The following is a 25,961-nucleotide window of genomic DNA, read 5'->3' on the forward strand; positions in this document are numbered from 1 at the left end:
AGACCTTACACATCATGAAAAAAATATTCATATTTACAATCACACTGATCGTATTAACATTCAATACATGGGCACAGGCTCAGACAATCAGCCTTGCCGGTATTGTGATGGATGACAAGGGGGAAACACTCATTGGTGTCTCTATCAAGGTCAAAGGCACCACGACAGGAGTGGTGACCGATTACGACGGCCGATTTCGGATCAACGACATTCCTGCCGGATCCACACTGATCTATACCTATATTGGATACAAACCGGTGGAAGAGACATACAAGGAAAGCCAGACCCAACTCCGGATTGGCATGACACCCGATGTGAGTGAGCTCGACGAAGTGGTGGTTACCGCCAGAGGAACACAACGCAAAGTGTCGGTAGTAGGTGCCATTACCAGCGTGCAACCCAATGAACTGCAGGTTCCTGCCACGTCAGTATCAAACATGCTGGGGGGACGTGTTCCGGGTATCATCTCCGTTTCACGCACCGGTGAGCCCGGTCAGGATTTCTCCGAATTCTGGATCCGGGGGATCAGCACCTTCGGGGCAAACCAGGGAGCACTGGTCCTGGTGGATGGGATAGAAGGCAACCTCAACGACATCGACCCGGCGGATATCGAAAGTTTCTCCATCTTAAAAGATGCATCCGCCACTGCCGTGTACGGCGTTCGCGGAGCAAACGGAGTAGTCATTGTCACCACAAGACGGGGCAAGGCGGGCAGAATGCGTATCAATGTCAAATCAAACGCCACATACTCCTACTCTCCCAGGATGCCCGAATATGCCGATGCCTACCAATACGCCCTGTTGGCCAACGAGGCAAGGGTTGTCAGAAACAACAACCCGCTCTATACGCCTACCGACCTCGAACTTTACAGAACCGGGTTGGATCCGGATTTATACCCGAATGTGAACTGGCGTAATGTAATCCTGAAGGATTATGCATGGAACAACCAACATCATATAGGGCTCTCCGGCGGAGGTGAAGCGGCTCGTTACTACGTGAGTATGGGCTTCCTCAACAGTGATGCGCTCTTCAAACAGGATGCAGCGTCGCCTTTCAGCGCGAATGTAGACTACAACAAATTGAATTTCAGGGCCAACGTGGATGCCAACGTAACCAAATCGACCCTGCTCTCACTCAACATCGAGAGTGTCTTCGTCACCCAAAACGCGCCCGGGTTCGGGGATGACAACAAAGCATTGTGGCTGGCCCAGGCCAACCTGCCCCCCAATCTCGTGCCGGTGCGCTACTCCAATGGCCTGCTACCGGCTTACGGCGTGAATGCCGACCAAATGTCTCCCTATGTGCAACTAAACTATACCGGATACAAAAACATCGAACGCTATACCACCAAAACCAACCTGAAAGTTGAACAGGATCTGGGCATGCTTCTGAAGGGACTTTCCGTTCAGGGGCTATTCTCGCTCACCACCAACGGACTCCACACGGTGCACAATTCCATGAGGCCGGATCTCTATTTCGCGGACCCTAAAGTAGGAAGAAACCCCGACGGATCACTCCTCACCGAAAGAAGGGTTACCAAAGAAGACCTGGAGGCTTCCCAAACGTCGGCATCCGACAGACAATATTATATCGAAGCCCAGATCAACTACAACCAGGTTTTCAATGAGGAGCACCGGGTCACCGGACTGGTTCATGCCTATCAACAGGAGACCAAGAACAGTGGCTGGGGGGATGGCATTTTTACCGTGATTCCGCAGCGTTACCAGGCCTATTCAGGCAGAGCAACCTATTCATACCGCGACACCTATATGATTGAATCGAATATCGGTTATACCGGCTCCGAGAACTTCAACCGGGAAAGCCGTTTCGGTGTGTTCCCCTCCATCGCCCTCGGTTGGGTGCCCAGCCAGTACACCTGGATAAACAAAAATTTACCGTTTATCAACTACCTCAAATTTAGGGGATCCTACGGGCAGGTGGGTAACGACCGTTTGAAAGTTCGCTTTCCCTATCTGACCATTGTGGGAGGAGTTGATTCGGGCATCTGGGGTGGTCCCGCGATCGGAGAGACCCAGATTGGTGCGGAAAACATGGAATGGGAAACCACAACAAAGCTCGATTTGGGCATCGATACCAAGCTGTTTGACAACAAAATAGACCTGACCGTGGACTTTTACAGAAACAAGACAACCGGTATTTTTCAGAAGAGGGAAAGCATCCCGCTCGAATCGGGGCTCAACTCCACGCTCCCCTATGCGAATATCGGCTCCATGAAATCGTGGGGGTTCGACGGGAATGTGTCGTTTTTTCAGAAGATCAACAACGACATGAATTTTACCGTCCGCAGTAATTTCACATTGGCCAGGAACAAAGTCGATTACTGGGAACAGTCGGGAGTGAACTACCCATACCAGTCATACACCGGCGTTCCTTACGGCGTAATGCGCGGATTGATTGCAGAGGGGCTCTTCAAAAACGAAGAGGACATCTTAAGCAGCCCTCGGCAAACCTACATGGAAAACGTGCTCCCGGGCGATATCAAATACAAGGACGTGAACGGCGACGGCGTTGTGGATGACGACGACATCGTGCCGCTCTCCTACTCCAATATTCCCCAGTTTCAGTATGGTTTCGCACTGGAATACAATTTTGGGAACTTCCGCATCAGCGGGTTGCTGGAAGGAGTTGAGGATGTGGAATATTTTTTGGGAGGGAACGGCTACTACCCGTTTGCCGGAGGATCTACGGGCAACCTGCTGAGCATTGTCGCAAACCAGGAAAACCGCTGGATACCGGCTTCCTATTCGGGAAATCCTGCCACCGAAAATCCCAACGCCCGATTTCCTCGACTCACCTATGGGGTCAACGAAAACAACAACCGGAATTCAACCTTCTGGTTAATCGATGGCAGCTACCTGCGGTTGAAGAACGTGGAGCTTTCCTACACACTCCCGAAGAGCTGGATGCAGCGAACAAAAATTTTCGAATCGGCATCCATCAGCCTGATCGGTGACAACTTACACGTATGGGACAAGGTAAAACTTTGGGACCCCGCACAGGCCTCCGATAACGGTGCAGTATATCCGTTGCAGAGAAGATATACCATTCAACTATATGCAACATTCTAATTTTATGAACATGAAAACAATCGCCATAAACGCAAATCATCACATTGTCACAAGAGTGGCAATCCTATTGATGTGGATCAGTCTGTTCTCCTGTAAAGATTTTCTAGATGTGGATGATTATTTCAAACATACCACGCAGCTCGATTCCGTCTTTCAGAGAAAAGAGCAGGTTGAGCAGTACATCCGGGGTGCAGCCAGTTTTCTGCCCAACGAAGGCAATCTCTGGACCAATGCTCCCAATCCCTTCCAGGGAGCTTCCGACGAAAATTTCACCTCTTTCAATGACAACCGGCATGCTGCCATCAAATTCCTGCTGGATGAGATCACGGAATTCAGCACCTACTTCAACAATTATGCCAATTACTATACGGGAATCCGACGAGCATCCATTGTGCTGAAACGCATCAGCGAGGTGCAGGATATTTCCGACCTGGACCGGCGTGATTTCATGGGGAGATGCTACTTCCTCAGAGGGTACTACTATTACCAGTTGCTCCTGCAGTACGGGCCGGTCCCCATCATGCCTGACGACCCCTTCGCCGTGGATGCCGGCGTGGATGAGATGTCGATTGAAAGAAGCACCTACGATGAGTGCGTGGAATACATCTGCGAAAACATGAAACTGGCATCCGAGCTGCTTTACACGGAAAGGTCACTGGAAGATATCTCGTTGCCAACCAAAGGAGCAGCTTTGGCGGTCATTTCCCGTGTAAGGCTGTATGCTGCCAGCCCCTGGTTCAATGGCGGAAGCGGAGGATTGTATACGGACTGGAAACGGGAAAGCGACGGGGCTCACTTCATCAGTCAGAACGTGGAAAATGAAAAGTGGGGGAAAGCGGCTGTGGCAGCCAGGCGTTTGATCGATATGAACCAGTATGCACTGCACACTTCCCAAAAGAAGACCGACACAAAGGCATTGCCCGATGTAGTGACAGATGCATACAACACAAGGCCCATCTCCCAGTTCAACCCTCTCGAAATAGACCCTTTCAGGTCGTATGCGGAAGTATTCAACGGAGACATTTCTCTCGCCATGAACCACGAAGTCATCTATTCCTGCTTCCCCACACAAAGCGGCAAAGACGCACCGGCGGGTATAGCCATGCCTGCCATTATGGGAGGGATGAACGGATTGAATCTCACACAGGATGTGGCAGATGCATTTTATATGGAAGACGGCACGCCGTTTACGATGCCCGAAGCGGCACATGAAGCCATTGGAGTAGGAAAAAGTTTTTCCGGATACAACCTCTCGGGGAAAGCGGCCAAAATGCACAACAACCGGGAGATGCGCTTTTATGTCTCCATCGGGTTCAATCATGCAATCTGGCCCAATGCCTCCTATACCGGATCCAGCAACCTCAAAAACCTGGAGGTGCAATACTATGCGGATGGGAATGCCGGTCCTCCCGCCAACTTTGCGGTCGACTACAACCATTCTGGATATACCAGCAAAAAATATGTCAATTCGGAAGACATCATCACCAACGGATCCATTCGTCCCAAGGCTTTTCCTATTTTCCGTTACGCGGAGATACTGCTCAACTATGCGGAGGCCCTGAATGAATTGAATGGCAGCTACAGCGAAGACAGCATCACAATCAATGGCCGGGATGAGGCCGGAATTCTCGATGCTTTCAACCAAGTACGATACCGTGCCGGATTGCCCGGTTTGACTTCGTTGCCCTCACAGGCAGAAATGCGGGAGTTGATCAAGGCTGAGCGTCGCATCGAATTCAATTGTGAGGGCCATCGCTATCACGATGTGCGCAGATGGGGTGAAGCTTATGAAGCATACAACAGGCCGGTATTGGGGATGAACATCAAAGCAAGAATGTCCGAAAGGGAGATCTTCTATACCGTCACAACCCTGACAGACGATAAAGCCAGAAGATATTTCGATTACAAAAACTATTTTTACCCGATTCCAAAATCAGCTCTGAACCGGAATGACAAACTGAAACAGAATCCCGGATGGTAATCACGTTAAAAGTTATGATTATGAGAAAAGTTCTATTATTTTCAATTTGGATAGCGGCAACGGCGTTTTTTACGGCATGTGAGGCTATTGATCCTCTGTCATCCGAGCAATACCGGAAAGAGATCTACATCATCGGATCATATAAAGATGTGCTGCAATCTGATTTGCCGTACGGCGAAAATGAGGAGACCTTTGTGTCCATTGCAGTAAGCGGTTCGCAGCGTATTGATCGTGACGTGACCGTCACACTCAGGCACAATGATGAAATTATCCGCAGGTATAATGACAAGTACATGCTGGATGCCCCGGTGAAATACCAACAATTGGATCCGGCACGGATCCGGATCCCCTCATGGTCTGCCACAATCAAAGCAGGAGAGATTTATGCACATCTCCCTTTCACCGTGAACAGTAGCGGTCTGCACTGTGATTCACTCTACGCAATCAGTTTTGAGATTGAGTCTGTTTCCGAATACATGAAATCGGAAAATGACACTTCGCTCATTCTGACACTCAAGCTCACAAACGATTATTCCGGCTCCTATCAGCTGGAGGCAAGCAAAAGCAGTTTGACAGAGAACGACAACGGAGAATGGGTGGAGGTGGGACTGCCGGTGCCTGTCAGCATTCAACGGTCTCTCACCGCCATATCGGAAAGCGAGGTGAGATTCTTCCACGAAAAGCAAAAAGAGACCTATAACGATTATGTACATTCCTGGGACCCGGGAGGAGATTATTTTCGGGCCATTGACAATTACTGCATCGTGTTCGAAAGAATTGGGGAAAGCAACAACTTCACGGTCAAACCATGGGGCTCCATGACCATTCTGGATGGAGAAGCGACCTTTGACAAGGGCTCTTTTTCGTTCTGGTATGACTATGAGATGGGAGCTATACGCTATCGCATGAAAGGGGTATTCAGAAAGTAAAAGTAAATGACTGATCCATTTTTTGAGTAATAAAGAGGCCGCCTCATCATAAACCATGAGACGGCCTTTCTTGGTACCACGCTCGGTATCCCTTATATAAACCATCGTTGGGGATGGCATATCGGGAACGTTGACCGGAACTATTTCACCTTTTCTTTACGAGTCGGCCAACCCGATGGTTGATTTCTTCATTTCGATTTCTTGCCCCAGTAGGTGGCATTCAGATTTTTTTCCGTGCCGGCATACACCAGTGTGACACGGCGGGGGTTGGCTTCCCAGTCCACCTCACGTTCCACGCATACAATGACGTTACCCAGGGTAAGTTGCCTTTTAGATGCATTGAAACTCCAATTACCTGTGAGCGCACCCGACAGGGTGCCGTTGGCATGGAGGGTTAAGGTGGTAGCCCTGTTTTGCTCTCCATAGGCATACTCCAGTTTGATATGTTCCCACGTTCCCACAAGTGAATCTTTTGTGATGGTCCCATAATCGGGCACGGCGGCATAACGTTCAGGCAATGCAAGTGGCCAGAGGTTGTCGGGCTCGGCAGGAGAGGCCGGACACCATACAATGCGACGGACATGCCCCATCATAATGGCATTGGAGTAAGGGTTGCCACCCACGTTGGCAGGCAATCGCCCCTGTGACATGTAGAACCACTCGTTGCTGTTTTCCTTTTGAAAGATGGCACAATGTGATATACCCACCCATCCGTTGCTGAGGTTGAATCTGTAGGGGTGAGTTACAAGGGGATAGCAGTCTCCTCGTCCGTTGGTGAAATTGCGTCCGGTGATATCCAGATAGGGTCCTTCGATGTTTTCACTGCGCACCACCCGCGTATTGTAGGCCACATCGAGTGCATCATAAGCCAGGAACAGATAGTAGTAGCCATCCTTGTAAATGATCTCGGGCGCTTCACTTCCTTGCCAGCGGGACGAAGCATTCCGTGTTCCTATCCTCATACCGTAGCGGGCTGTGAGTTCCTCCACACTGTCGGCATAAGGCTCACCCAGCGTATTGACCGGTTTACCGGTGGTGGCATTCACTTCAAGTAGTGCAAAACCGCTGTGCCAGGAACCGTATATCAGGAAGTGTTTACCTCCCGGTGTGACAATATAGGCAGGGTCGATGGCATTGTAATAGAAATAGGCATTCCAGTCCGACAAGCTCGTGCGGTTGTAATTTTTGCCCCGGTCCGAGGAGGAGCTGGTCACAAAGCCCTTGTCGGTCCATACTGCTCCTGCAGGATCGGTTGATTCACACATCCCGATGAAGGCTCTTTCTGTCCAGCTTCCGTCGAAGTTGGCAGCCGTATTGGCTTTGCCAGTTTTGATGTAATTGTCGATGATGATGCAGTAGTACATCCGCAAGATCTCCTGCCCCCCTACATTGACGCGGCGCACCACCGGCGCCCAGTAGCCGTAGTTGATGCTCGCTTTGGGAATAATCTCGAGTCCCATCCGTGAACGGATAGCATTGAGCGAGTCGGCCACCCAGGCAGGAGGATCGTAAAAGGGTCCCCCCACCCACTCCCAGTTTACCAGGTCGGTGGACCGTTTCCCCTGAAAATGCCCGTGTCCCTCGTGCTCATTGCCATACGACGCATCGGTGCCATACATGTAGTAATATCCTTTATAGTAAGCAACAGAGGGGTCATGTACATTGGCCAGGTTCCACTGACTGCGCTTCGACCAGGAGGATATCACCGAATAATCATCGGCGTAAGTTGGTATGCTCCATTCGGGATTGGGTTTGGGTTTGGGTTTTTCCACATCGGGAATATCTTCACCCGCACACCCTGTGACGGACAAGGTGGTAATGATGATAAATATAAGAAACAAATATGGCTGTCTCATCTCCGTGCTGTTTATGGACAAGACTTCCTTACCAAACTTCATTGGGTGGAGGTCGACAAGAAAGTCTCCAAGTTAAGTAAAAAATTCCTACTGTACAACAGGGTGAATATTGTATTTCTCCCTGAATGCAGGTCCGTTATCTTCATTCTTGTTTGCTGAATTGCCCTCCAGGTTGGGATTGGCATTCAGCGTAGATTGAAAAATGGGAAAATATTCATGTCCCTTGTAATAGTGTTGAAATGAAGAAGCACTGGCCGTTTCGGCGGTGAGTTCTTCGGTGGAGGCTGTGCCGTCGAGTTTATAATAGCCATGCTCAATCAACTGATTCATGCGGCCCTGATCGTAAAAGAAACCCCAGCGAAGCAAGTCGATGCCGCGTCCGTTTTCGCAACCAAATTCTTTGGGTCGCTCCACGTTAGCGATCTGTTCGAAAAGTGCATCCGCAGAAGGGAAGTCGGCAAGTTTCAAATCCTCGAGTGCCACGCGTCGACGTACCTCGTTGATGTAATTGATGGCCGTCTGTGTGGGACCGTTGATTTCGTTTTCGCATTCCGCAGCACGCAGCAGCACATCGCTGTATCGCATCAGACGCAGGTTTACCCCACAGTGCAGACCATTGGTAATGGAGCTGTAGATGTTATTCCGTGCGTTGGTAAACTTGGCGATGGAGATGCCCCCTTGTGCATTGTTTGACAGGGGTGTTTCAGTGATCTCGGTTTTATACACCACGTTGCTGCGCGGATCACCATTAGGATAGGCCGCCGTCTTCTGGCCTGTATAGCTGCTGTATGCATCTTCGTAGGTTACCAGTGTCCAGTAAAGGCGGGGATCGAGGCGACCATCTGTGGAGTGTTCTTTTTTGAACAGGTTGTACAGCCAGGGGGAGCCGGCCAGGTCGCCCCAGCTACCCAGCTGCTGAGAGGCATAATTGCTCTCCACCGCATGGCCCTGCGTAGCCTGAGAGCTGATGTTCACCGGGGTCCACTCTTCGTCGGTACCCCCTGTACCATAGTCCATAAACTGTACTTCAAAGAGGCTCTCCGCATTGTTCTCGTAAGCAGCTCCTTCCCTGAAATTGTCCCCATAATCGGCAGTCAGTGCATATCGTCCATACTTCCCTGCGATGATATCTTTCAATATGGTATAGGCCTCATCAAATTTATGCCGAAACATGAGCGCACGGGCCATATAACCCGCAGCAGCGCCACACGTGGCACGTCCCTTGGCCCATTCCCCCCCTTTATCGCGTGAAGGCAACATTTCCATCGCTTTTGCCAGGTCCATTTCTATCTGGTCGAACACCTCATCCTGCGTATTGTTGGATGCATACATGGTGTTGATGTCGGAATAGGCTGCATAGTCGGTGATAAGGGGTACAGTCTGATAATAGGTCGACAGATGGTAGTAAGCCAAAGCTCTGAGAAAAAGAGCCTGTCCTGCGATCTGATTGTACGAGTCGCGCGACATCTCCACGACGTCCACTTTCGACAACACGAAGTTGGTACGGTTTACCACATGATACCAGTCGCGCCAGATCCATTGATCTCCAATCTCAATGGTGCCCGGAGAGTTCAGGTTATCGTACTCAAGATACCACTGCTGCGATGAATTCCACACTTCGTCGCCCCGCACGGCATCCATCGTGTAGCCAACACGGGCAAACGATCCTTCGAGGCGAATGCGGTTATAACATGCGATAACCGCCTCCTGAAGCTCCGCCTCCGTATCGCCAAAATCGTAGGTGGTCTGGTTGTTGGGGTTTACTACATTGAGCGCGTCATTGCAAGCCATAAAGCCTCCCATGAACGCCAACATGACAAGAATAATATTTAGAGGTTTCATACGATTAAATTTTTAAAATGAGAGATTCAGGCCAAACATCACACTTCGGGGTGTGGGATAGGAAGAGTAGTTGTAACCGGGCGTAAAAGTGCCACCCGCAAAATCCACATTGTAACCCCTGTATTTGGTGAGCGTAGCCAGATTCTGACCCGACGCATATATACGTACGTTGTGCACATAGCCGTTGAACCATTTGTCGGGGAGGTTATAACCCAGCGTGACGTTGCCAATTTTCAAATAGGTACCATCCTGCAAGAAACGTTCGCTGAACATATCATTGGTGATAGAACCACTCGACTTATAGGCTACGCGTGGCACATCTGTATCCATGTTGTCCGGTGTCCAGGCATTCAACAGGTCAACGCTCTTGTTGAGGGTACCATAGGAGCTACGCAAGGTGACATCCACGAAATCGACTACTTTAAAACCGGCGGCTCCATAAGTCGACACACTCAAGTCGAACCCTTTCCATTCAATTCTTGCATTCAGTCCGAAATGAACCTTGGGTATGCCACTGCCGAGGTATTTGCGGTCCTCGTTGGTGATTTCACCGTCGTTGTTAAGGTCGGCATAAGCCACATCACCGGGTTGTGCCCCTGGTTGATTGATGTAAATCCCTTCGGCATTGACCCGGTTGTCGATCTCCGCCTGCGACTGGAAGATTCCATCATACACGTAACCATAGAATGCACCCACTTCGCGACCCACTTCCGTACGGCTGTAGCCATCGGTACGCGGTTCGCCCGAAACACCCAGCCTGGTCACCTTGTTCTTGAGAGTGGAAAAGTTGGCGGAAATATCATATTTCACCGCATTGCGGCGGTTGCGATAGTTCACCAGGAACTCAAGACCGGAGTTCTCCATGGTGGCCGCGTTCATGGTGACGGTTGCGTTGGTAGCGCCGGCATTGGCTGGCACAGCTACACTATACAGCAGATCCTCCGATGTGGACTTATACCAGTCGACCGTAAATTCCAGCTGGTTATTGAATAGTCCCAGGTCGAGCCCCACATCGAGCATTTTCTTCTTCTCCCACCGGATAGCCGTGTTGACATAGTTAGAAATAGATGACCCTGTCACCTTGTTATTCCCAAAACTGTAGGTATAATCTCCTCTTGCCATCACATCCATATACTGATATTCGCCGATGTTTTCGTTCCCGAGCTCACCATAGCTTCCGCGAAGTTTGAACAGGTTGATGAGCGAAGGTGCAACGGGAAAGAAGTTTTCACGCTCCATACGCCAGCCTGCCGATACCGACGGGAACCAGCCCCAACGGTCGTTCGAAGAGAGGCGACTGGAACCATCACGACGGACAGTAGCCGAAAACAGGTATTTCTCATCGAAATTGTAGTTGATCCTGCCAATATAGGAGGCCAGTACGTGCTCGCTTTCGTAGGTTGTGGCGGACGTCTCCTCGGCATTATTCACCTGCAGATAATAGGGCTCGGGCAGATTCACCCCTTTCCCGGCGAGTGTATGGTAGAGTTCCCGTTGGAAGGTCTGCCCCACGGTTACATTGAGGTTGTTGAGACCAAATTTCCCATCGTAGGTCAACAGGTTCTCCACCAGTGCATCGCTATAATTGCGGTAACCTTGAGAGAGCGTCTCGTTGCTTTTCGACAAATAGTTGGTGGTGCTCTGAATAAATGCGGGCACAAAGGTAAAGTCCTTCGCAAAAGTTTTGCTGTAGGACAGATTCAGTTTGTAATCGAGCTTATGGTTGCTGCTTTCACGACCCAGCATCTCCATGAGGTTTACATTTGCCGAACCCGATGCAACGATGCGATCCACCACAGCGTTTCTCTCCAACAGGCTGTTGGTGAGCAGCACGTTGGTCACACGCAGGTCGCCATGCACATCATCGTAATAAGTACCAAAGCCATATGAGTCGTAGTTGTACTGTGATGCGGCAGGGATTTTGTCGTCGAGCACCCAGGTCGATTCGTCATACGCCTTGATGGTGGGCGGCAAGAGCAGTGCCGATGCCATGACGGGGTATTGTGCACCGTAGAGACCCTGCACATATTCGTTGGCATTGCTGAGCGCCATGTTATCCTGATCGCTGTGACTATAGACCACGTTGGTCTGCATTTTTACAAACTTCACGTTCATGCTGTTGTTGATGCGGGCGGTATAACGCTCGAAGTTGGGGCCCGCGCCCACCATGGTACCTTCCTGGCTGAAGTAGTCGAGACCGATGTTGTAGGTGTTGTTGACCCCACCCCCTGAGATGTTGATGTTGTGATTCTGGCGGATACCGGTTTTGAACGCCTCATTGAACCAATTGGTGTTCACCACCTCGGGATCGATATACTTGTCACTCGCAGGGTTGTAACCGGCAGGCACGTCCATGCCGCTGTTATGGTAAGCCATGGTGGTATATATTCCATACTGGCGGGAATCCATTACATCATATACGCCCCTGCGCACCTGGTCTACACCCACGTAGCCGCTATAGTCGATCTTCATGGGTTTGTTCACGGCACCCTGCTTGGTGGTGATGATCACCACCCCGTTGGCGGCACGCGATCCGTAAATAGCCGCTGCGGAAGCATCCTTCAGTACCTGCAGCGTTTCGATGTCGTTGGGTGAAAAGTCGCGGATGGTTGTTCCCATGGGTACACCATCTACCACATAGAGTGGTGCGGTGCTACCAAAGGAACCGAAGCCACGGATGCGTACGGTGGGATCTGCTCCCGGCTGTCCGTCGGAAGTAATCTGCACACCGGCTATCTTACCTTCGAGCATGGTGGAGATGTTGGAGTGTGAGACCTTTTTCATCTCGTCGGTGTTGACAATGGCTACCGACCCGGTGAGATCCACCTTGCGTTGTGTACCATAACCAATCACCACCACCTGCTCGAGTTCCATTAAATCGGAAACCAACGTAATGACGCCGAGGTCGGTCTTTCCATCCACGGCCAGCTCGGTACTTTTGTGTCCCACAAACGATACCACCAGCGTGGCATCGGCAGGAACCGCAAGTGAGAAGTTTCCATTCATGTCGGTAACGGTACCAAGGGTGGTTCCCTTTTGTTGCAGGGTGGCACCCGGAAGGGGTTCACCCGATTCGTCCACGACGTTTCCCTTCACGGTGATCAAGCCTGCCTGCATGGAGCGCAACTCCCGGGTGTTGCCCTTTCCTTCGGCGTGGGTTGCAGAGGCGAATGCCAGACATCCCAGCATCATCATAATTGTAATTGTATGTCTCATAGATATTTTTTTACATTTTGGTGTATGGAACCCGCTTCGATCATCATCTTGTATCGATGTTATTCTTGCTCGTTCCTCTTGTTTGTTTTTATCCTGATGATTATTCTACCATGACAACGTAGGATCCCTCTAATACGATCGCGCAATTCAGATCGGCGCTGTCCACTGCAATACCCTCGTAATTTTGAAAATGTGTTTCACCGTTGGCATACGTCACATCGTAATGAACGTTCGCCGTATTGTCGCCCTTGTTTGTCACGGTGATGACCACTCTGGAACCGTTGATGTTTGGCTTGAATGTATCCCAGTTCCAGTTGGAGGTGGCAGTGGCTGCAGCATAGCCGTCTCCCCATCCGAAATGGTCCATGCGAACAACCGCATATTCAGTTTTGTCGGCTTTGCGCAGAATTGCGCAAGGACTGTGATAGTTTTGCAGGTTATTGGAGTAGCAATACATGGTTAGCGTCTTGCTGGCGCCGGAAGCTACGGTATATTCATCGGAGAACTGGGTCCACCAAGGTGTGGAAAAGTCATTGAACCCTACCTGCGCAATGCCTTTCACCATCGTCACAGGACAAGTAGTGGTTACCGTGCTGGTAGCGCCCACGTAACTGATCATCACCTCCCGGGTACCTTCCGCTGCGGGAATCCTGCTGAAAGTGAGTCCAGCGATGGGCAGGATACCGGTCGTACCGTCGGAATAAGTGGCTGTCACCACCAACCCCTTCGGACTGAAAAGAACTGGTTCGTCGCTGAAGAAATAGTATCGGGTGATGACCGGCATGGTTGTAACGACCATGCTTGTAACCGGATTCGTCACTTCCAGGGTATAGAGCGTAGAGACAGCGGGACCATACGCCCCTTGCTTTGTTTTGCTATAAGAGACTATCACGGTCTTTTTACCCAGCGTAGACATGTCGGGGATCACCGTGAAGGAGATATCATCCTTATCTACCACATCAGAAGAACCGTCGGCGTAAGTAACCGTGGCAATCGCCTCGCCCCAGAAGTCTTCATTGCCGAATTCAACAAACTCGGGGGTTCCTGTCACCACAATGGAAACCGGAGCCACATCTTCCACCACCGTAATTTTTGAAGGAATAAGGTAGGCTTTCTTCATTTCAAAATAGCTGCCGTCGGTAACCAAGAAAGCCACGATATTATTGGCTGCGGAAACCGGTTGCTGGTAAGTCATCACCAGCTCTACACCGTTTGTACCCACGGCCGTGGCGGTAACAAATGCATTGCCCGTAGCAGAGTGGTCTATCTCTATCGTCACTCGGGCACCTTGCATGGTTTGGCGGAAGTCGTTCCAGATATCACCATCTCCGTCGGTATCGGGATAGTTGTACGAGATCATGGCGGCATCGTAGGGAAAGCCCTCCGCTGCCATGGTACCTCCCCAGCCATAAGCATCGGAGCGAAGCACAAAATACTCTTTATAGCCCTCGCCATTGCGATCAGCCACTTCATTGGTCACGGCAAGGTTCCAGTTATTCCAGTTATTGACGCCGGTACCGTGATTCACAAACTCAAGATGAAAGAGCTTGTTGGGAGGAATGGTAAAGTAATCGGAAAAAGCAGACCACCAGCCGGAACTGTTGTCTTCTGCACCCACAATCGCCGTGGCAATGTCGATATAGATGGTGTCGCCGGTGGAATGTTTGGCCTTTTCAGCGGCAATCGAGTCGATCCTGCTCTGCAGGTCGGAGGGCGCCTGGATGGAATAGGTCTCCAGCTTTTCGCATCCAACCAGGACAAAAACCGCCACAATTTCCGCGAACAAAGTGTTTCTCATAATTTTTTTCATATGTAAATTGTTTAATATATAAATGACTTTTAATCACCTACTTAATTTTTTATTTTATATTTCTCCGTTTGGACAAAACAAAAGACAGCACTCATCTTTTGGACAAGTGCACCGGTTATCGGAAAGAAAAACAGGCTAGAAGGGTTTAAAATTTCATATGCATGTTCTTGGGTAACAACCTTGGGGGCTTACCTGTTGAGGTCTGCTTCATACTCGACTTGGAGGCCTTATCGCGCCGTACGCCAGTAAAAATCGGCCTTTGGGTCCTGTTTCCCGTTTATGTCAGGGGCGATAGCTTTCAACTTGCGCCTTGCTTCCACCCGGCTGTTCAAATAATCGGTTCCCAGTTCATAATAAGGGATTTCGTCTTTCAAGACATGATACACCGATTTGAGGATGGGGTGTGCTACGCCACAATAGCCCTTTTCTTGCCGCGGCGGGCTGCCAAGGGATGGTACCGGACGTGGTAGGACCGTACCTTTTGTCCGTGACGCCGCCCACACCGATTGGCTCAGGATAGATTTAGCCCGCTTATTCCCGTAAGTGATTCGCCCGCTTTTTTTACCGGTACTCTCGTTGTTACCCGGCGAAACGCCCACCCAACTGCTTAGATGCTTCTCATAGGGCAAAACATCCATGTCCAGCCCTATGGTTCTTCACGCTCTTGCGGTTCCATCCCGGGATCTCCCGCAGGCGTTCAAGGGCATTCTCATAAGGGGCAGGGACATGATAAACAGGATTCCAGTGGACTCCCGTACTCTCCATTACAACGTGGGTTATCCTGTTATCCAATAACCACTCTTTCAATTCTGTCAAAGAGCGCGTCACGGTCCCGAATTCACAGGTTTCCGCCTTAAACCCTTCACCACTTATGGTGGCTACTAACCTCTTTTTGTGGACGTCAGTCCCGCATCGCCGGGAGACGACCAGGGTAAATGATACTTGTGATTCCATAAATTATTCCGTTTAATGAATACGGCAAATGTGCGGAAATCCTCAATTTTCATCCCCTTGGATCTTTTAAATTCTTAACATGGGTGTTTCATAATTAAATCATAAAATTAAGTTTGAATTATATTCGCTTTTTTCTTTCGCTCATCGGATCAAACCACAGATTAATTTAAGTTAAGATAACAAATAGTCAGATAGATAAAAAAATATACAATTTTTACCTAAAAAAACTTTCACGGGACAAAGATTTGAATTGTCGGGTTAACAAGGGTGGACAAAAGATGAAATATGGTGGAGAATTGAGCAGCCTTTTTTTTTAACATTCTCCTCTCTGTCATTTCTCCAACAGATTGCTGGGAGTGATATTGAATTGTTTGGAGAAACAGCGGGTGAAATATTTTGGATCGTTAAAACCTACATCATACGCGATGTCAGCAATGTTTTTATTCTTTGTTTTCTTATTCTGCAAAATCATGTTGTAGGCCAGGTTAAGCCTGAATATCCGAATAAACTCACCTGCTGACTTTCCGCTGAGTGCCTTTAATTTTTTGTTCAAAAGTGACTTGCTCACACCCATGGTCTCTGCAAAATCGCTCACCTCAAAACCGGAATTGCGGTAGTTCACTTTCATCACCTCCAGCACCTTGTCCATGAATTTTTTGTCATTCGACTCTTCATTGATCTCCAATGTCTCGACCGACATCTCATCGATAAATTTCTGTTGATACCTCTCACGCATTTCAAGAATATTACGAATACGAGTGAGCAGCATATTTTCATCGAAAGGCTTTACGATATAGGAATCAACACCCATACGATAACTGTCGGTACGCGCTTTTTCAGATGTTTTTGCAGTGAGCATTAAAAATGGGATATGCGATAGGGTGAAATTTTCCTTCACTTTTCTCGATAACTCAAGACCATCCATCTCGGGCATCATCAAATCACTGATGATGAAATCCACATTGTAGTGCTCCAGTATCTCGTATGCTTCCACACCGTTGCCGGCTTCAAGCGTATTATAATGGGGAGACAAAAGGGAACAAACGTAGCGGCACATGTCTCTGTTGTCCTCTACGACCAGGAAGGTAAGCCTATCCTTTTGCCATTCCCTCAGGTTTTGCACATGATGTCCCACATTCTCAGATCGATCATTCTTTGTCGCCTGAGTTACCTGCGAATGCAGTGTTGAAGAGTGTAAGGGCAATATAATCCGAAAAGAGACGCCGGCTTTACGATTGTTCCTGACCCAGATATTGCCCCCCAGTGCTTCAACCAACTGTTTGGTCAGATAGAGACCTATCCCGGTACCACTTTGTCCATGTACCGGATAAATTGCGTGGTTGGTCGACTGATAAAAACGCCTGAAAACTTTCTCTTTATCTTCTTCAGGAATACCGGACCCACTGTCCTTCACTGAGAGGTATAGCTTCTCATTGCCTGTTCCGGTCTCTCGGAGTGATTTCGCGTAGACGATGATCGTTCCTCGGTTGGGAGTGTACTTGATGGCGTTCGATACCAGGTTGGTCATAATTTTGCGGATTGCCTCATCATCAAAGTAAAAATGAGGGTTTTCCAGATCATACCTTCTAAGCAACTGAATCTTCCTGTCATCCGCCTGAAAATCGAAAGGAGAGATTACTGACTCAAGGAAATTCTTGAAGTCACCTTTTCTATAACTCACCTCCAACTTGTTGGATTCAATTTTTCTAAAATCCATCAATTGGTTAATCAAAGTCAGCAGAGACCGGGCATTTCTCTCCACAAAATTCAATTGCTCAATCACATATGGATTGGTGCTTAACTTAAGCGCTCTCTCAACAGGCCCTACGATCAGCGTGATGGGGGTACGGAATTCATGTGAAATGCTGGTAAAGAAATCCAATCGCTCGGTTGTCATCTTCCTCATTTTACGCGACATATCCAACAGCTGCTCCTTCTGTCGGGTGATCTTCTCATTTTGTTCACTTAAGAGCTGATTGCGCTGATACAACTCATTTTTCTGTTCGGTTAGAATCCCTTTCTGCTGTTCAATCTCCTCGGTACGCTCATCCACTATCTTCTTCAACACTCTCTGCTGATGTTCATAGGAACGAATCCGCCAATAGTGCAGCATGATTGCCAGGAGTATCACCAACAGGAGCATCAGGGAGATGAACCATCCTGTTTTGTAAAAATAGGGTTTGATCCTGATATCGATTTGTGTCACCTCTCCCGCATCCAACCGATCCTTCGGCACATATTTGACCTGAAACTGATAGCTACCGGCGGGCAGGTTCATATAGGTGACCGAATGGGCATTCTTCGACAGTTCAATCCAGTCGCTGTCGTAACCTACCAGGCGATAGGCATAGACGTAATTGCTTATTGCCCGATAGCTCAATGCGGAGAAATCAATGGCAAAAGATCTTGTTTTCTCATGTAGAATAATCTCATCAGCCACAGAGATATCCTTCCTGATCATTTTTCCGGGATTCACTCTTTCATTGTTCACATAAAAATCGGTCAGGGTAACCCTGTATTCAGTGGCATTCGAGCTGATCATTTTCGGATCAATAGCTACCATTCCCTGTAAGGTGCCAAAATAAAGCAATCCGCTCTTTGACTTACAATATGAATTCCAATAAAACTGATTGGAGACCAGCCCATCCTCCTCATAATAATTTGTAAAAGTACCATTGTCCTGGTTAAAACAGGACAATCCGTTAATCGTACTAATCCAGAGATTGCCATAATCATCCTCCACCAATCCCTTCACATTGTTGTTAGCCAAACCGTCGGAGGTTGTAAATGACTGAAAAGTATATGATCCATCATCATTGATCATCCGTTTGTAAATGCCGAAACCATCACTGCCCAGCCATAAGACACCTTCCGAGTCCATGCAGAAACTGGTGATTCTCTCCACAAGCTTCGACTGGGGATTGTCCAACTTATACCTTAAGTGAACATAGCTGAAATAATCATCCTCCTGTCTGTTCAAATCAATCACATACACGCCTTCCGCGCACCCCATCCACAATTGATTGTGATTATCGATCACCGATCCGATAACACCATTAATCTGATCCGACTGGTTGTCGCGGAAAGGCTTTTGTAAACTATCCCGATCTATGTCATAGAAAAAAAGTCCCTGGTTCGTTCCGATCCACATGCCATTGTTATACCGGTCATACGCAAGTGCACCCACGAAATCGAGCAAAAATTGGGGATATTTGCCGCTATGAATATACTTTATCGGTAGTTTGCGGGGATCTGTAAGGTCAAGCAGGGTCACCCCAAACCCCCAGGTCCCGGTCCATAGCCGTTGCTCATCATCCAGGCTCAATGCACTCACGGAATTGTGACTCAACCGCGATGGGGATGTGGTCGTGTAATGGATGAACAGCTCCTCCCCCTTCCGTTTCTGATTTAATCCGCCCTCAACCGTTCCAACCCATAAATTTCCTTTTTCATCTTCCAAAATCGCATTCACCGGATTACGGGAAAGGGAACCCTGCGCATTTTTATCATAGACATAGTTCCTGATAAACCTGTTCCTTGGAGAAAGCTTATTGATTCCACCGGTCTCCGTACCTAGCCAGAGTATGCCCTCCTGATAAAAAACCGAATTGATAAAATTGCTGTTCAGTCGGTTTCCATTGGCGCTATTGTCAGCAGCGATCTGATCAAACGCATCGGAGGAGGAATTGTAAATACTGATACCTCTCAATGTACCGGCAATCAATTGCCTGGAATCAGTCAGTGTCAGTTCCGAAACATAATCATGCGACAGGGAATGAGGATCTCCCGATCGACTCCTGTATACCTTCAACACATCTTCGTTTCGATAGTACCTGTATAAACCACGATCGGTACCTATCCAGACATCATTCTCCTTGAGCAGGAACTTCATGATCATTATTTTTGTCTCAAATTTCAACTTTTCAGATACGGGAACCGCTTTCAGTTCATTCCTTTCTGACACAAACAACTTAAATATTTCATTGTTAAAACCCGCCCAGACATTTCCGTCTTTGTCAATGTCGGCCAGTGCCACAAATAGCTCAGCATGCAGATCATCTTCATATAACAGTACATCCCTGATGTCACCTTCTTCGGAAAGTAGAATCTTATAAATTTTACTGGTATATAACCATATGTCACCTTTTGCATCCTTCATAATATTGATCACCGGGTTATCAAGAAATGACAATTTGAGTGAGTCAATGCCCGGAAACAGGTCTACCTTTTGATGTTGCCATAAGTCCAACACATCCAGCCCTCCCTCCGATGCGATCCACAATCGGTTGAAATCATCTTCACATACTTTATGAACAAAATTACCTTTTATGGCTACAGGAGACGAGTTCATGTCGTAATGCACAAACTTGTATCCGTCATAACGGGAAAGTCCTCCTCCAGTCGAGATCCAGAGATAACCGGTCTCATCTTTGTAGATGTCATCAATATAATGATGCATCAATCCATCATCCATTGTGACGAACTGAATGTGATACTCCTCAGCGGTTAATCTCTGTGCAGGTAAAAAGAGCGTGTGGAGAATCAGAATGCCAATAAATAAAGTAGTTTTCTTTCTCATGATACCCTTTCACTACGCACAAAAGTAAAAAGAATAATCAACCTAAATAAGTTAAAAATGAACCGATTTTGTCAATTCACCAATTATCCACCATCTGTGCTCATTTCTCTACCTTTTCGTTGAAAAATAGCGTTTTGTTTGTAGTGAAATCATAATTGAAGAAAAGCGTGAAGAAAAATAGCCATCAGCTGCAACCCTGTATCTTTGCCATTATCTCCCTGTCGCTGTTACTCCTCTCCTGCAAACAGAAGCAACATTCAACCCTACCACAGGAGAAAGCCAATCCATGGGTGGATGACTACACCTTCCTCTCACCCATGGAACACTACAAGGAGTGGGGTACATACAATGTGCATGATCCCGCCATCAAAAAGTTCAACGATGTGTACTACATCTATTCCACCGATGCCATCTTCGCCGAAAACCGTGAAAAAGCCAGAGAGATGAATGTCCCACTTGGGAACATCCAGATCAGGAAATCAAAGGATCTCGTTCACTGGGAATTCGTGGGATGGGCGTTTTCCGAAATCCCGGAAGAGGCGGTTGAGTGGGTACATGCCCATAACGAGGGCAGTGGGGCAACGAACATTTGGGCTCCCTATGTAATGAAACAGGGTGATCGATACAGGCTTTATTACAGTGTATCAGCATTCGGGAAAAAAACATCCTGGATCGGCCTGGCTGAATCCGCATCTCCGGAAGGGCCATGGGAACAAAAGGGGGCTGTAGTGAAAAGCGACAACCATACCCCCATGAACGCCATTGATCCGAGCGTAATTGAAGATCCGGGCAATGGCAGGATCTGGATGCATTACGGCTCCTATTTCGGGGGACTATATTGCGTTGAGCTTGACCCCGCTACAGGATTAACCATGAAAAAAGATGACCTGGGGCATCTGATAGCTCGAAGGGCCAATTACCGCAAAGACAATCTTGAAGCACCGGAAATTATTTACAACCCAGAACTGAAAAAACACTTTCTTTTCGTCTCTTATGATCCGCTGATGACCACCTACAATGTGCGTGTGGGCCGATCAGACAAACCGGAAGGACCTTTTCTCGACTATTTTGGGAAGAACATGAACGACACCACCAACAACTTCCCCATTATCACGGCACCCTACCGGTTCAACAATCATCCGGGATGGGCAGGTACGGGACACTGCGGTATCCTGGCCACAGAGGAGGGGCGATACTTCATGGCACATCAGGGACGGCTGTCACCGGGAAACCACCTGATGGTGCTGCATCTCAGGGAGCTCTTTTTCACACCCGACGGCTGGCCTGTGGTCTCACCCCAGAGATACGCTGGTGAGGCAGAACGGGTGGTTTCTAAACAGGATATTACCGGTGAATGGGAGTTGATCCGTATCAGGGAATCGACCTACGAGCGGCAGCTGGAAGCAGGGCAGATATTGTGGGGAGAGGGCAGCCTGAAAGAGGAGGAGTGGAACAATTCTTTTCACTTGTATCTGAACGCAGACGGTACCACAAGCGACAATGGCACTTGGAACTTTACTAAAAAAAACCAAACAATATCATTATCCTTGGGCAAGGATACTATCCGTAATTTATATATCTTTGCCGGACAGGACTGGGAAAACCAAAAGCATACACTCCTTTTAACCGGACTGGATGATGAGGGTCGTTCGGTGTGGGGAAAACGAACAAAATAACACGCAAAAGCTGGTTTTTTTATTCCGCTTTTATTTTCCTTATATAATCGGACGGCGCCATTCCAAACTCCTCTTTGAAGCATTGCCTGAAATAAACAGGGCTGCTCATGCCAACCTGGTATCCAACCTCAGAGACGGTAAATTTCCCCGTCAGCAAGAGCTGCTCAGCCCTGCTCATCCTGACTTTTCGTATGAACTCATTGGTGGAAACCCCTGTCAGCGCTTTAATTTTGCGATAAAGCGTGGAACTGCTCATTGAAAGTGCATCCGAAAGGAATCCCACGTCAATTTTTTCCTGTTCCATATTATCTTCTATAAGTTGTGTAACGTTGGCAATAAACTCGCTGTCCAGTTGATTAAGGGATTTGTTCAACAAAACGCTTTTACTATCCAGCTTTAGATTTAATTTGAACTGCTCGGCAAGTTTTTTCCGGTTCTCCAGCAAATTATCAATACGGCTTCGCAACAGCGTGGCACTAAAAGGCTTGGTAAGGTAGGAGTCCGCTCCTGAGACATATCCTTCTTCCTTGTCCTGCAAGGAGCCCTTCGCTGTCAGCAAAATCAGAGGGATATGGCTTGTACGCACATCCTCTTTTACCCTCTTACAAAACGTGATCCCATCCATTCCGGGCATCATGATATCACTGACGATGACATCCGGAATATTGATGAAAGCGGCAGTACATCCCTCTTCTCCTTCGCCGGCAGTAATCACGTCAAATGTATCAGAAAGCGACTCGGCAATATAATCCCGTATCTCCCTATTATCTTCCACGACCAACAGTATCTGTTTTTCGCTGTTTCTTCTTTCTTCATCAGGCTCATTTTCTATCTCCTGCTCCATCCCCTCCCTCGCCTCCTTATCAGCATGCAATGCGTTGGGATAGCTGTTTTGGGTAAGAATTGTAAAACGGAAAGTGCTTCCCTTATTGATTTCACTAACCACGCTGACCGTTCCCTCATGCACCTCAGCCAATTTCTTTATTAGTGCCAATCCGATGCCCGTACCCGAGGCCTGTTTATTATTCCGCACCTGATAGTAACGTTCGAAAACACGATCGAGCTCGTCCTCAGGAATACCACACCCGGTATCTTCGACCCTTATCTCCGTGTATAAACGATCGTTTTTGTAAAAAGTATGTAGAGAAAGAGTTATTTTTCCGCTATCGGTATTCTTCACGGCATTTGCCATAAGATTATCCAGAATAGTATTCACAACTTCTCTGTCAAAATAGAGAACTGTCTCTTCACTCTCCAGTTCAGTAACTATTTCCACTTCGGGTTTCGTGTTGAACTCCTTGTATTTTAACCCTATTTCGTTAACAAGTTCCGAAATATTCCCTTTGCTCACACATAGTTCTTTGTTCTGGGTTTCGGTTTTCCTGAACTCCAGCAGCTGATTAATCAAGTCCAGAAGACGCAAGGCGCTTTGTCTGACCAACGCAATTTTTTGATGTTGCTTTGGCGGAAGCTGCGGATCATGCTGTAAATCTTCCAAAGGACCAATAATCAGAGTAAGAGGAGTGCGTAACTCATGTGTAATATTTGTATAAAATCTGAGTCGCTCATCGTTCAACTCCTGCTCATGGGCATGCTTTTTCTTTTCCATTTCATAGGAACTCTGAATATCTACTCTTTTTTTATAGATGTACAAGATTGAAGCAAGAACAGATAGAGTGAGAACAATATAAATGGCCTTTGCCCACCAGGTCAGCCACAGCGGAGGAGCTACCCTGATGGAGATCGTATACACATCATCCGGAAGGAGTTGATTTTTCATTCGTGCACTCACCTGAAACTGATAGTGTCCCGGGGGAATATTGCGAAATGTCACATTGTTCTCCGCAACCTCTTGCCAGGTGTCCTCCAGTCCTTTCAACCTATAAACATAGTCCACTCGATCAACAAGTGCATAATCCTGAACACAATATGAAATGCTGAAGCTATTCTGATTATGATTCAGTCTGATAGTTTCATTGTTCCCTTCAAAATAATTCAGCGTAAGTTCATCGCCAATCGATGTTCCGGACTCATAGACCTTTATTTCGGTCACAATTGCCGGTGGGACATTCTGCTCCTGAAGTACCGAAAACGGCTTGAAAAAATAGACCCCGTTAACGGAGCCAAAATAGATCATTTCATTCTTATTGTCTTTTACAACAGTATTCAAAAAGCTGCTCATGGGAGTTTTCCCCACATGACCGTAATGTTGAAACTTTCCACTATCTGAGATGTAGCAGCTTACCCCCATATTGGTACTAAACCATATATTTTTATCCTTATCTTCCGTGATGGCTCGAATATGGGTATTGATGAGCCCCTCTTCTCTTCCATAGAGGTGGTATTCAAAAGAATCTCCCTCCTTAAAACAGGCTAATCCTTCTCCTGTAGCTACCCAAACGCATCCACGAGAATCAGCGAAGAGATAATTAATTGAATTTGAACTGAAACCATTTTGCTCGTTGAAATATTTAAGAGGTTCCATATCGGCGGTAAAAACAGCCAGCCCCCTCCCAAACGTGCCAATCCACATGCGTCCTTTGTGGTCTTGACCGATACACCGGACGAGATCTTCCGGTAATCCGTTTTCTGCGCTGGTGTAATGCGCTTTTTGTTTTTTCCCTTTCGCATCGAGCAGATAAATACCGGAACTTGTACCCACCCAAATATTATTCTCATTATCTTCATAAAAGCAACGGACATCCTGATTGCTCTTTCCATCAAGGAGAAGTGATGCAAATCTTTTGGATTGATGATCATAATGGTTGACACCTCCCATAAAGGAACCGATCCAGATATTATGAAATGAGTCTTTAAAGAGTGCCTGAATGGAATTGTGCGAGAGATTTCCGGACTCTTTGGTAAAGAGGTGAACCCGCTTCCCGTTTTCAAAGACATTGATACCTCCACCGTCGGTTCCTATCCACAATTTATTTTCTCCATCAAGCGCGAGGCTGAGAGCCATTCTGTTGTTCATGGCATATGTATCTTCCGCAACAGGCGAAAAGCTGTACTTATTAAACAGAGGTGCTTCATGGCCGATGAAGTTGATCCCTCCACCGTATGTTCCCAGCCAGATATTATTAAAGGAGTCCTGAAACACACAGCGCACATTCGAATTTGAAAGGCTGTTCCTATTATACCCTACCGTATAGTGCTGCATGTTCAATTGAGTTGGTGATGTAAAAAAGTGTTGCCGCAAATCCAGGACATACACACCGTTCAGTTCTGTGGCAATCCAGAGCTTATTATCTTCTGTCTGCCGAATATCAAAAATACCCGAATTCAACGGACTTTCCGGTGACACATCAGGTTTGATGAATATTTCTCTTTCGGTATTAAAAAGCACCAGCCCTTTATCTGTTCCCACCCAGATATTCTGATGGCTGTCTTTGTAAATTCGCCTCACCTCATTCCCGGGAATTGATCCGGGGTCTGCAGGATTATGACGGTAGTTTTTCACCTGATTACTCCCCAGAGAGAGCACACTCAAACCGTCCGACACATGTCCGATAAAAAGATGTCCATCCTGATCATCCAATACAGTCCATACATTATCTGATGGCAACCCGGATAGAGTGGATCGATTATAATGAGAAAAGATTTTGCTTTTTTTGTCAAAGTATTCCACGCCCCGATGATAAGTGCTCAGCCACAAATTGCCGTCCCACGAATGAGCAATAGCTGTCACATCGTTTGTAATCAGGCTGTTTCCATCTTTGTCAACATGCTGAAACACCTCAAGAGAATCCTTAACGTAGTTATATCCGTTCAATCCATCCCGCTGTGTGGCTATCCATATTATTGGATCGTCCGGATCTGCAAGCACATAATTCAGTTCATTCCCGCTTATATCCTTTGTATGTTTAAAAAAACGGGTAAACCGGAGACCATCGAACTTATTCAGTCCCTCTTCAGTAGCAAACCAAAGAAAACCATCTCTGTCCTGAGTGATACTGACTACATGATTATTTGACAATCCCTGCTCAACACCTAAAGGTGTAATTAAAGATGGCTGGGCTGATAATC

Annotated in this window: 11 protein-coding genes; 4 read left to right on the top strand and 7 right to left on the bottom strand. The window is 47.6% G+C overall.

Annotated features, from left to right (window positions below):
- Nucleotides 1-14: 14 nt before the first annotated feature.
- The 3 genes from B3Z75_RS06745 to B3Z75_RS06755 are packed head-to-tail and all read left to right on the top strand — an operon-like array spanning nucleotide 15 to nucleotide 5,999.
- Nucleotides 15-3,089 (top strand): SusC/RagA family TonB-linked outer membrane protein, encoded by a 3,075-nt coding sequence (locus B3Z75_RS06745; protein ID WP_294068969.1) that lies wholly within the window; start codon nucleotides 15-17, stop codon nucleotides 3,087-3,089.
- Between the two features lie 4 nt (nucleotides 3,090-3,093).
- Nucleotides 3,094-5,070, top strand: a complete 1,977-nt coding sequence (locus B3Z75_RS06750; RefSeq protein ID WP_294068972.1) for a RagB/SusD family nutrient uptake outer membrane protein — start codon at nucleotides 3,094-3,096, stop codon at nucleotides 5,068-5,070.
- A gap of 20 nt (nucleotides 5,071-5,090) precedes the next feature.
- Nucleotides 5,091-5,999: a BT_3044 domain-containing protein gene (locus B3Z75_RS06755; RefSeq protein ID WP_294068975.1), complete on the top strand. Its 909-nt coding sequence runs from the start codon at nucleotides 5,091-5,093 to the stop codon at nucleotides 5,997-5,999.
- Between the two features lie 188 nt (nucleotides 6,000-6,187).
- Here the strand turns inward: B3Z75_RS06755 and B3Z75_RS06760 are convergent, their stop codons facing one another.
- The 6 genes from B3Z75_RS06760 to B3Z75_RS06785 all read right to left on the bottom strand — a co-directional run bounded on the left by B3Z75_RS06760 (nucleotide 6,188) and on the right by B3Z75_RS06785 (nucleotide 20,256).
- On the bottom strand, nucleotides 6,188-7,855 hold the full coding sequence (locus B3Z75_RS06760) for an arabinan endo-1,5-alpha-L-arabinosidase (protein WP_294068978.1): 1,668 nt from the start codon (nucleotides 7,853-7,855) through the stop codon (nucleotides 6,188-6,190).
- Nucleotides 7,856-7,942: 87 nt separating this feature from the next.
- Nucleotides 7,943-9,697 (bottom strand): RagB/SusD family nutrient uptake outer membrane protein, encoded by a 1,755-nt coding sequence (locus B3Z75_RS06765; protein ID WP_294068981.1) that lies wholly within the window; start codon nucleotides 9,695-9,697, stop codon nucleotides 7,943-7,945.
- A 12-nt stretch (nucleotides 9,698-9,709) separates the two neighbouring features.
- Entirely contained in the window at nucleotides 9,710-12,913 is a 3,204-nt protein-coding gene (locus B3Z75_RS06770) for a TonB-dependent receptor (protein WP_349676031.1), read from the bottom strand.
- Nucleotides 12,914-13,013: 100 nt separating this feature from the next.
- Nucleotides 13,014-14,723 carry a hypothetical protein gene (locus B3Z75_RS06775; protein WP_294068984.1) on the bottom strand — a complete coding sequence of 570 codons (1,710 nt, stop codon included), beginning with the start codon at nucleotides 14,721-14,723 and terminating at the stop codon, nucleotides 13,014-13,016.
- A 227-nt stretch (nucleotides 14,724-14,950) separates the two neighbouring features.
- Nucleotides 14,951-15,361, bottom strand: coding sequence for a transposase (locus tag B3Z75_RS06780; RefSeq protein ID WP_294068987.1), 411 nt, complete (start codon nucleotides 15,359-15,361; stop codon nucleotides 14,951-14,953).
- Between the two features lie 647 nt (nucleotides 15,362-16,008).
- Nucleotides 16,009-20,256: a hybrid sensor histidine kinase/response regulator transcription factor gene (locus tag B3Z75_RS06785; protein ID WP_294068990.1), complete on the bottom strand. Its 4,248-nt coding sequence runs from the start codon at nucleotides 20,254-20,256 to the stop codon at nucleotides 16,009-16,011.
- 167 nt (nucleotides 20,257-20,423) lie between these two features.
- Between B3Z75_RS06785 and B3Z75_RS06790 the strand changes: the two genes are divergently transcribed.
- A complete protein-coding gene (locus B3Z75_RS06790) occupies nucleotides 20,424-21,932 on the top strand; it encodes an arabinan endo-1,5-alpha-L-arabinosidase (protein WP_414702870.1) in 1,509 nt (502 codons plus the stop codon).
- 19 nt (nucleotides 21,933-21,951) lie between these two features.
- Here the strand turns inward: B3Z75_RS06790 and B3Z75_RS06795 are convergent.
- Nucleotides 21,952-25,961 (bottom strand): two-component regulator propeller domain-containing protein (locus B3Z75_RS06795; protein WP_294068993.1); only part of this gene is annotated, 4,010 nt, incomplete at its 5' end.

The sequence above is a fragment of the Proteiniphilum sp. UBA1028 genome (assembly GCF_002316955.1).
Classification (GTDB): Bacteria; Bacteroidota; Bacteroidia; order Bacteroidales; family Dysgonomonadaceae; genus Proteiniphilum.

What these genes read in the sequence shown, in the direction of transcription:
- B3Z75_RS06745 (WP_294068969.1), top strand. Translation starts at nt 15, where the DNA reads ATGAAAAAAATATTCATATTTACAATCACACTGATCGTATTAACATTC.
- B3Z75_RS06750 (WP_294068972.1), top strand. Translation starts at nt 3,094, where the DNA reads ATGAACATGAAAACAATCGCCATAAACGCAAATCATCACATTGTCACA.
- B3Z75_RS06755 (WP_294068975.1), top strand. Translation starts at nt 5,091, where the DNA reads ATGAGAAAAGTTCTATTATTTTCAATTTGGATAGCGGCAACGGCGTTT.
- B3Z75_RS06760 (WP_294068978.1), bottom strand. Translation starts at nt 7,855, where the DNA reads ATGAGACAGCCATATTTGTTTCTTATATTTATCATCATTACCACCTTG.
- B3Z75_RS06765 (WP_294068981.1), bottom strand. Translation starts at nt 9,697, where the DNA reads ATGAAACCTCTAAATATTATTCTTGTCATGTTGGCGTTCATGGGAGGC.
- B3Z75_RS06770 (WP_349676031.1), bottom strand. Translation starts at nt 12,913, where the DNA reads ATGAGACATACAATTACAATTATGATGATGCTGGGATGTCTGGCATTC.
- B3Z75_RS06775 (WP_294068984.1), bottom strand. Translation starts at nt 14,723, where the DNA reads ATGAAAAAAATTATGAGAAACACTTTGTTCGCGGAAATTGTGGCGGTT.
- B3Z75_RS06780 (WP_294068987.1), bottom strand. Translation starts at nt 15,361, where the DNA reads ATGGATGTTTTGCCCTATGAGAAGCATCTAAGCAGTTGGGTGGGCGTT.
- B3Z75_RS06785 (WP_294068990.1), bottom strand. Translation starts at nt 20,256, where the DNA reads ATGAGAAAGAAAACTACTTTATTTATTGGCATTCTGATTCTCCACACG.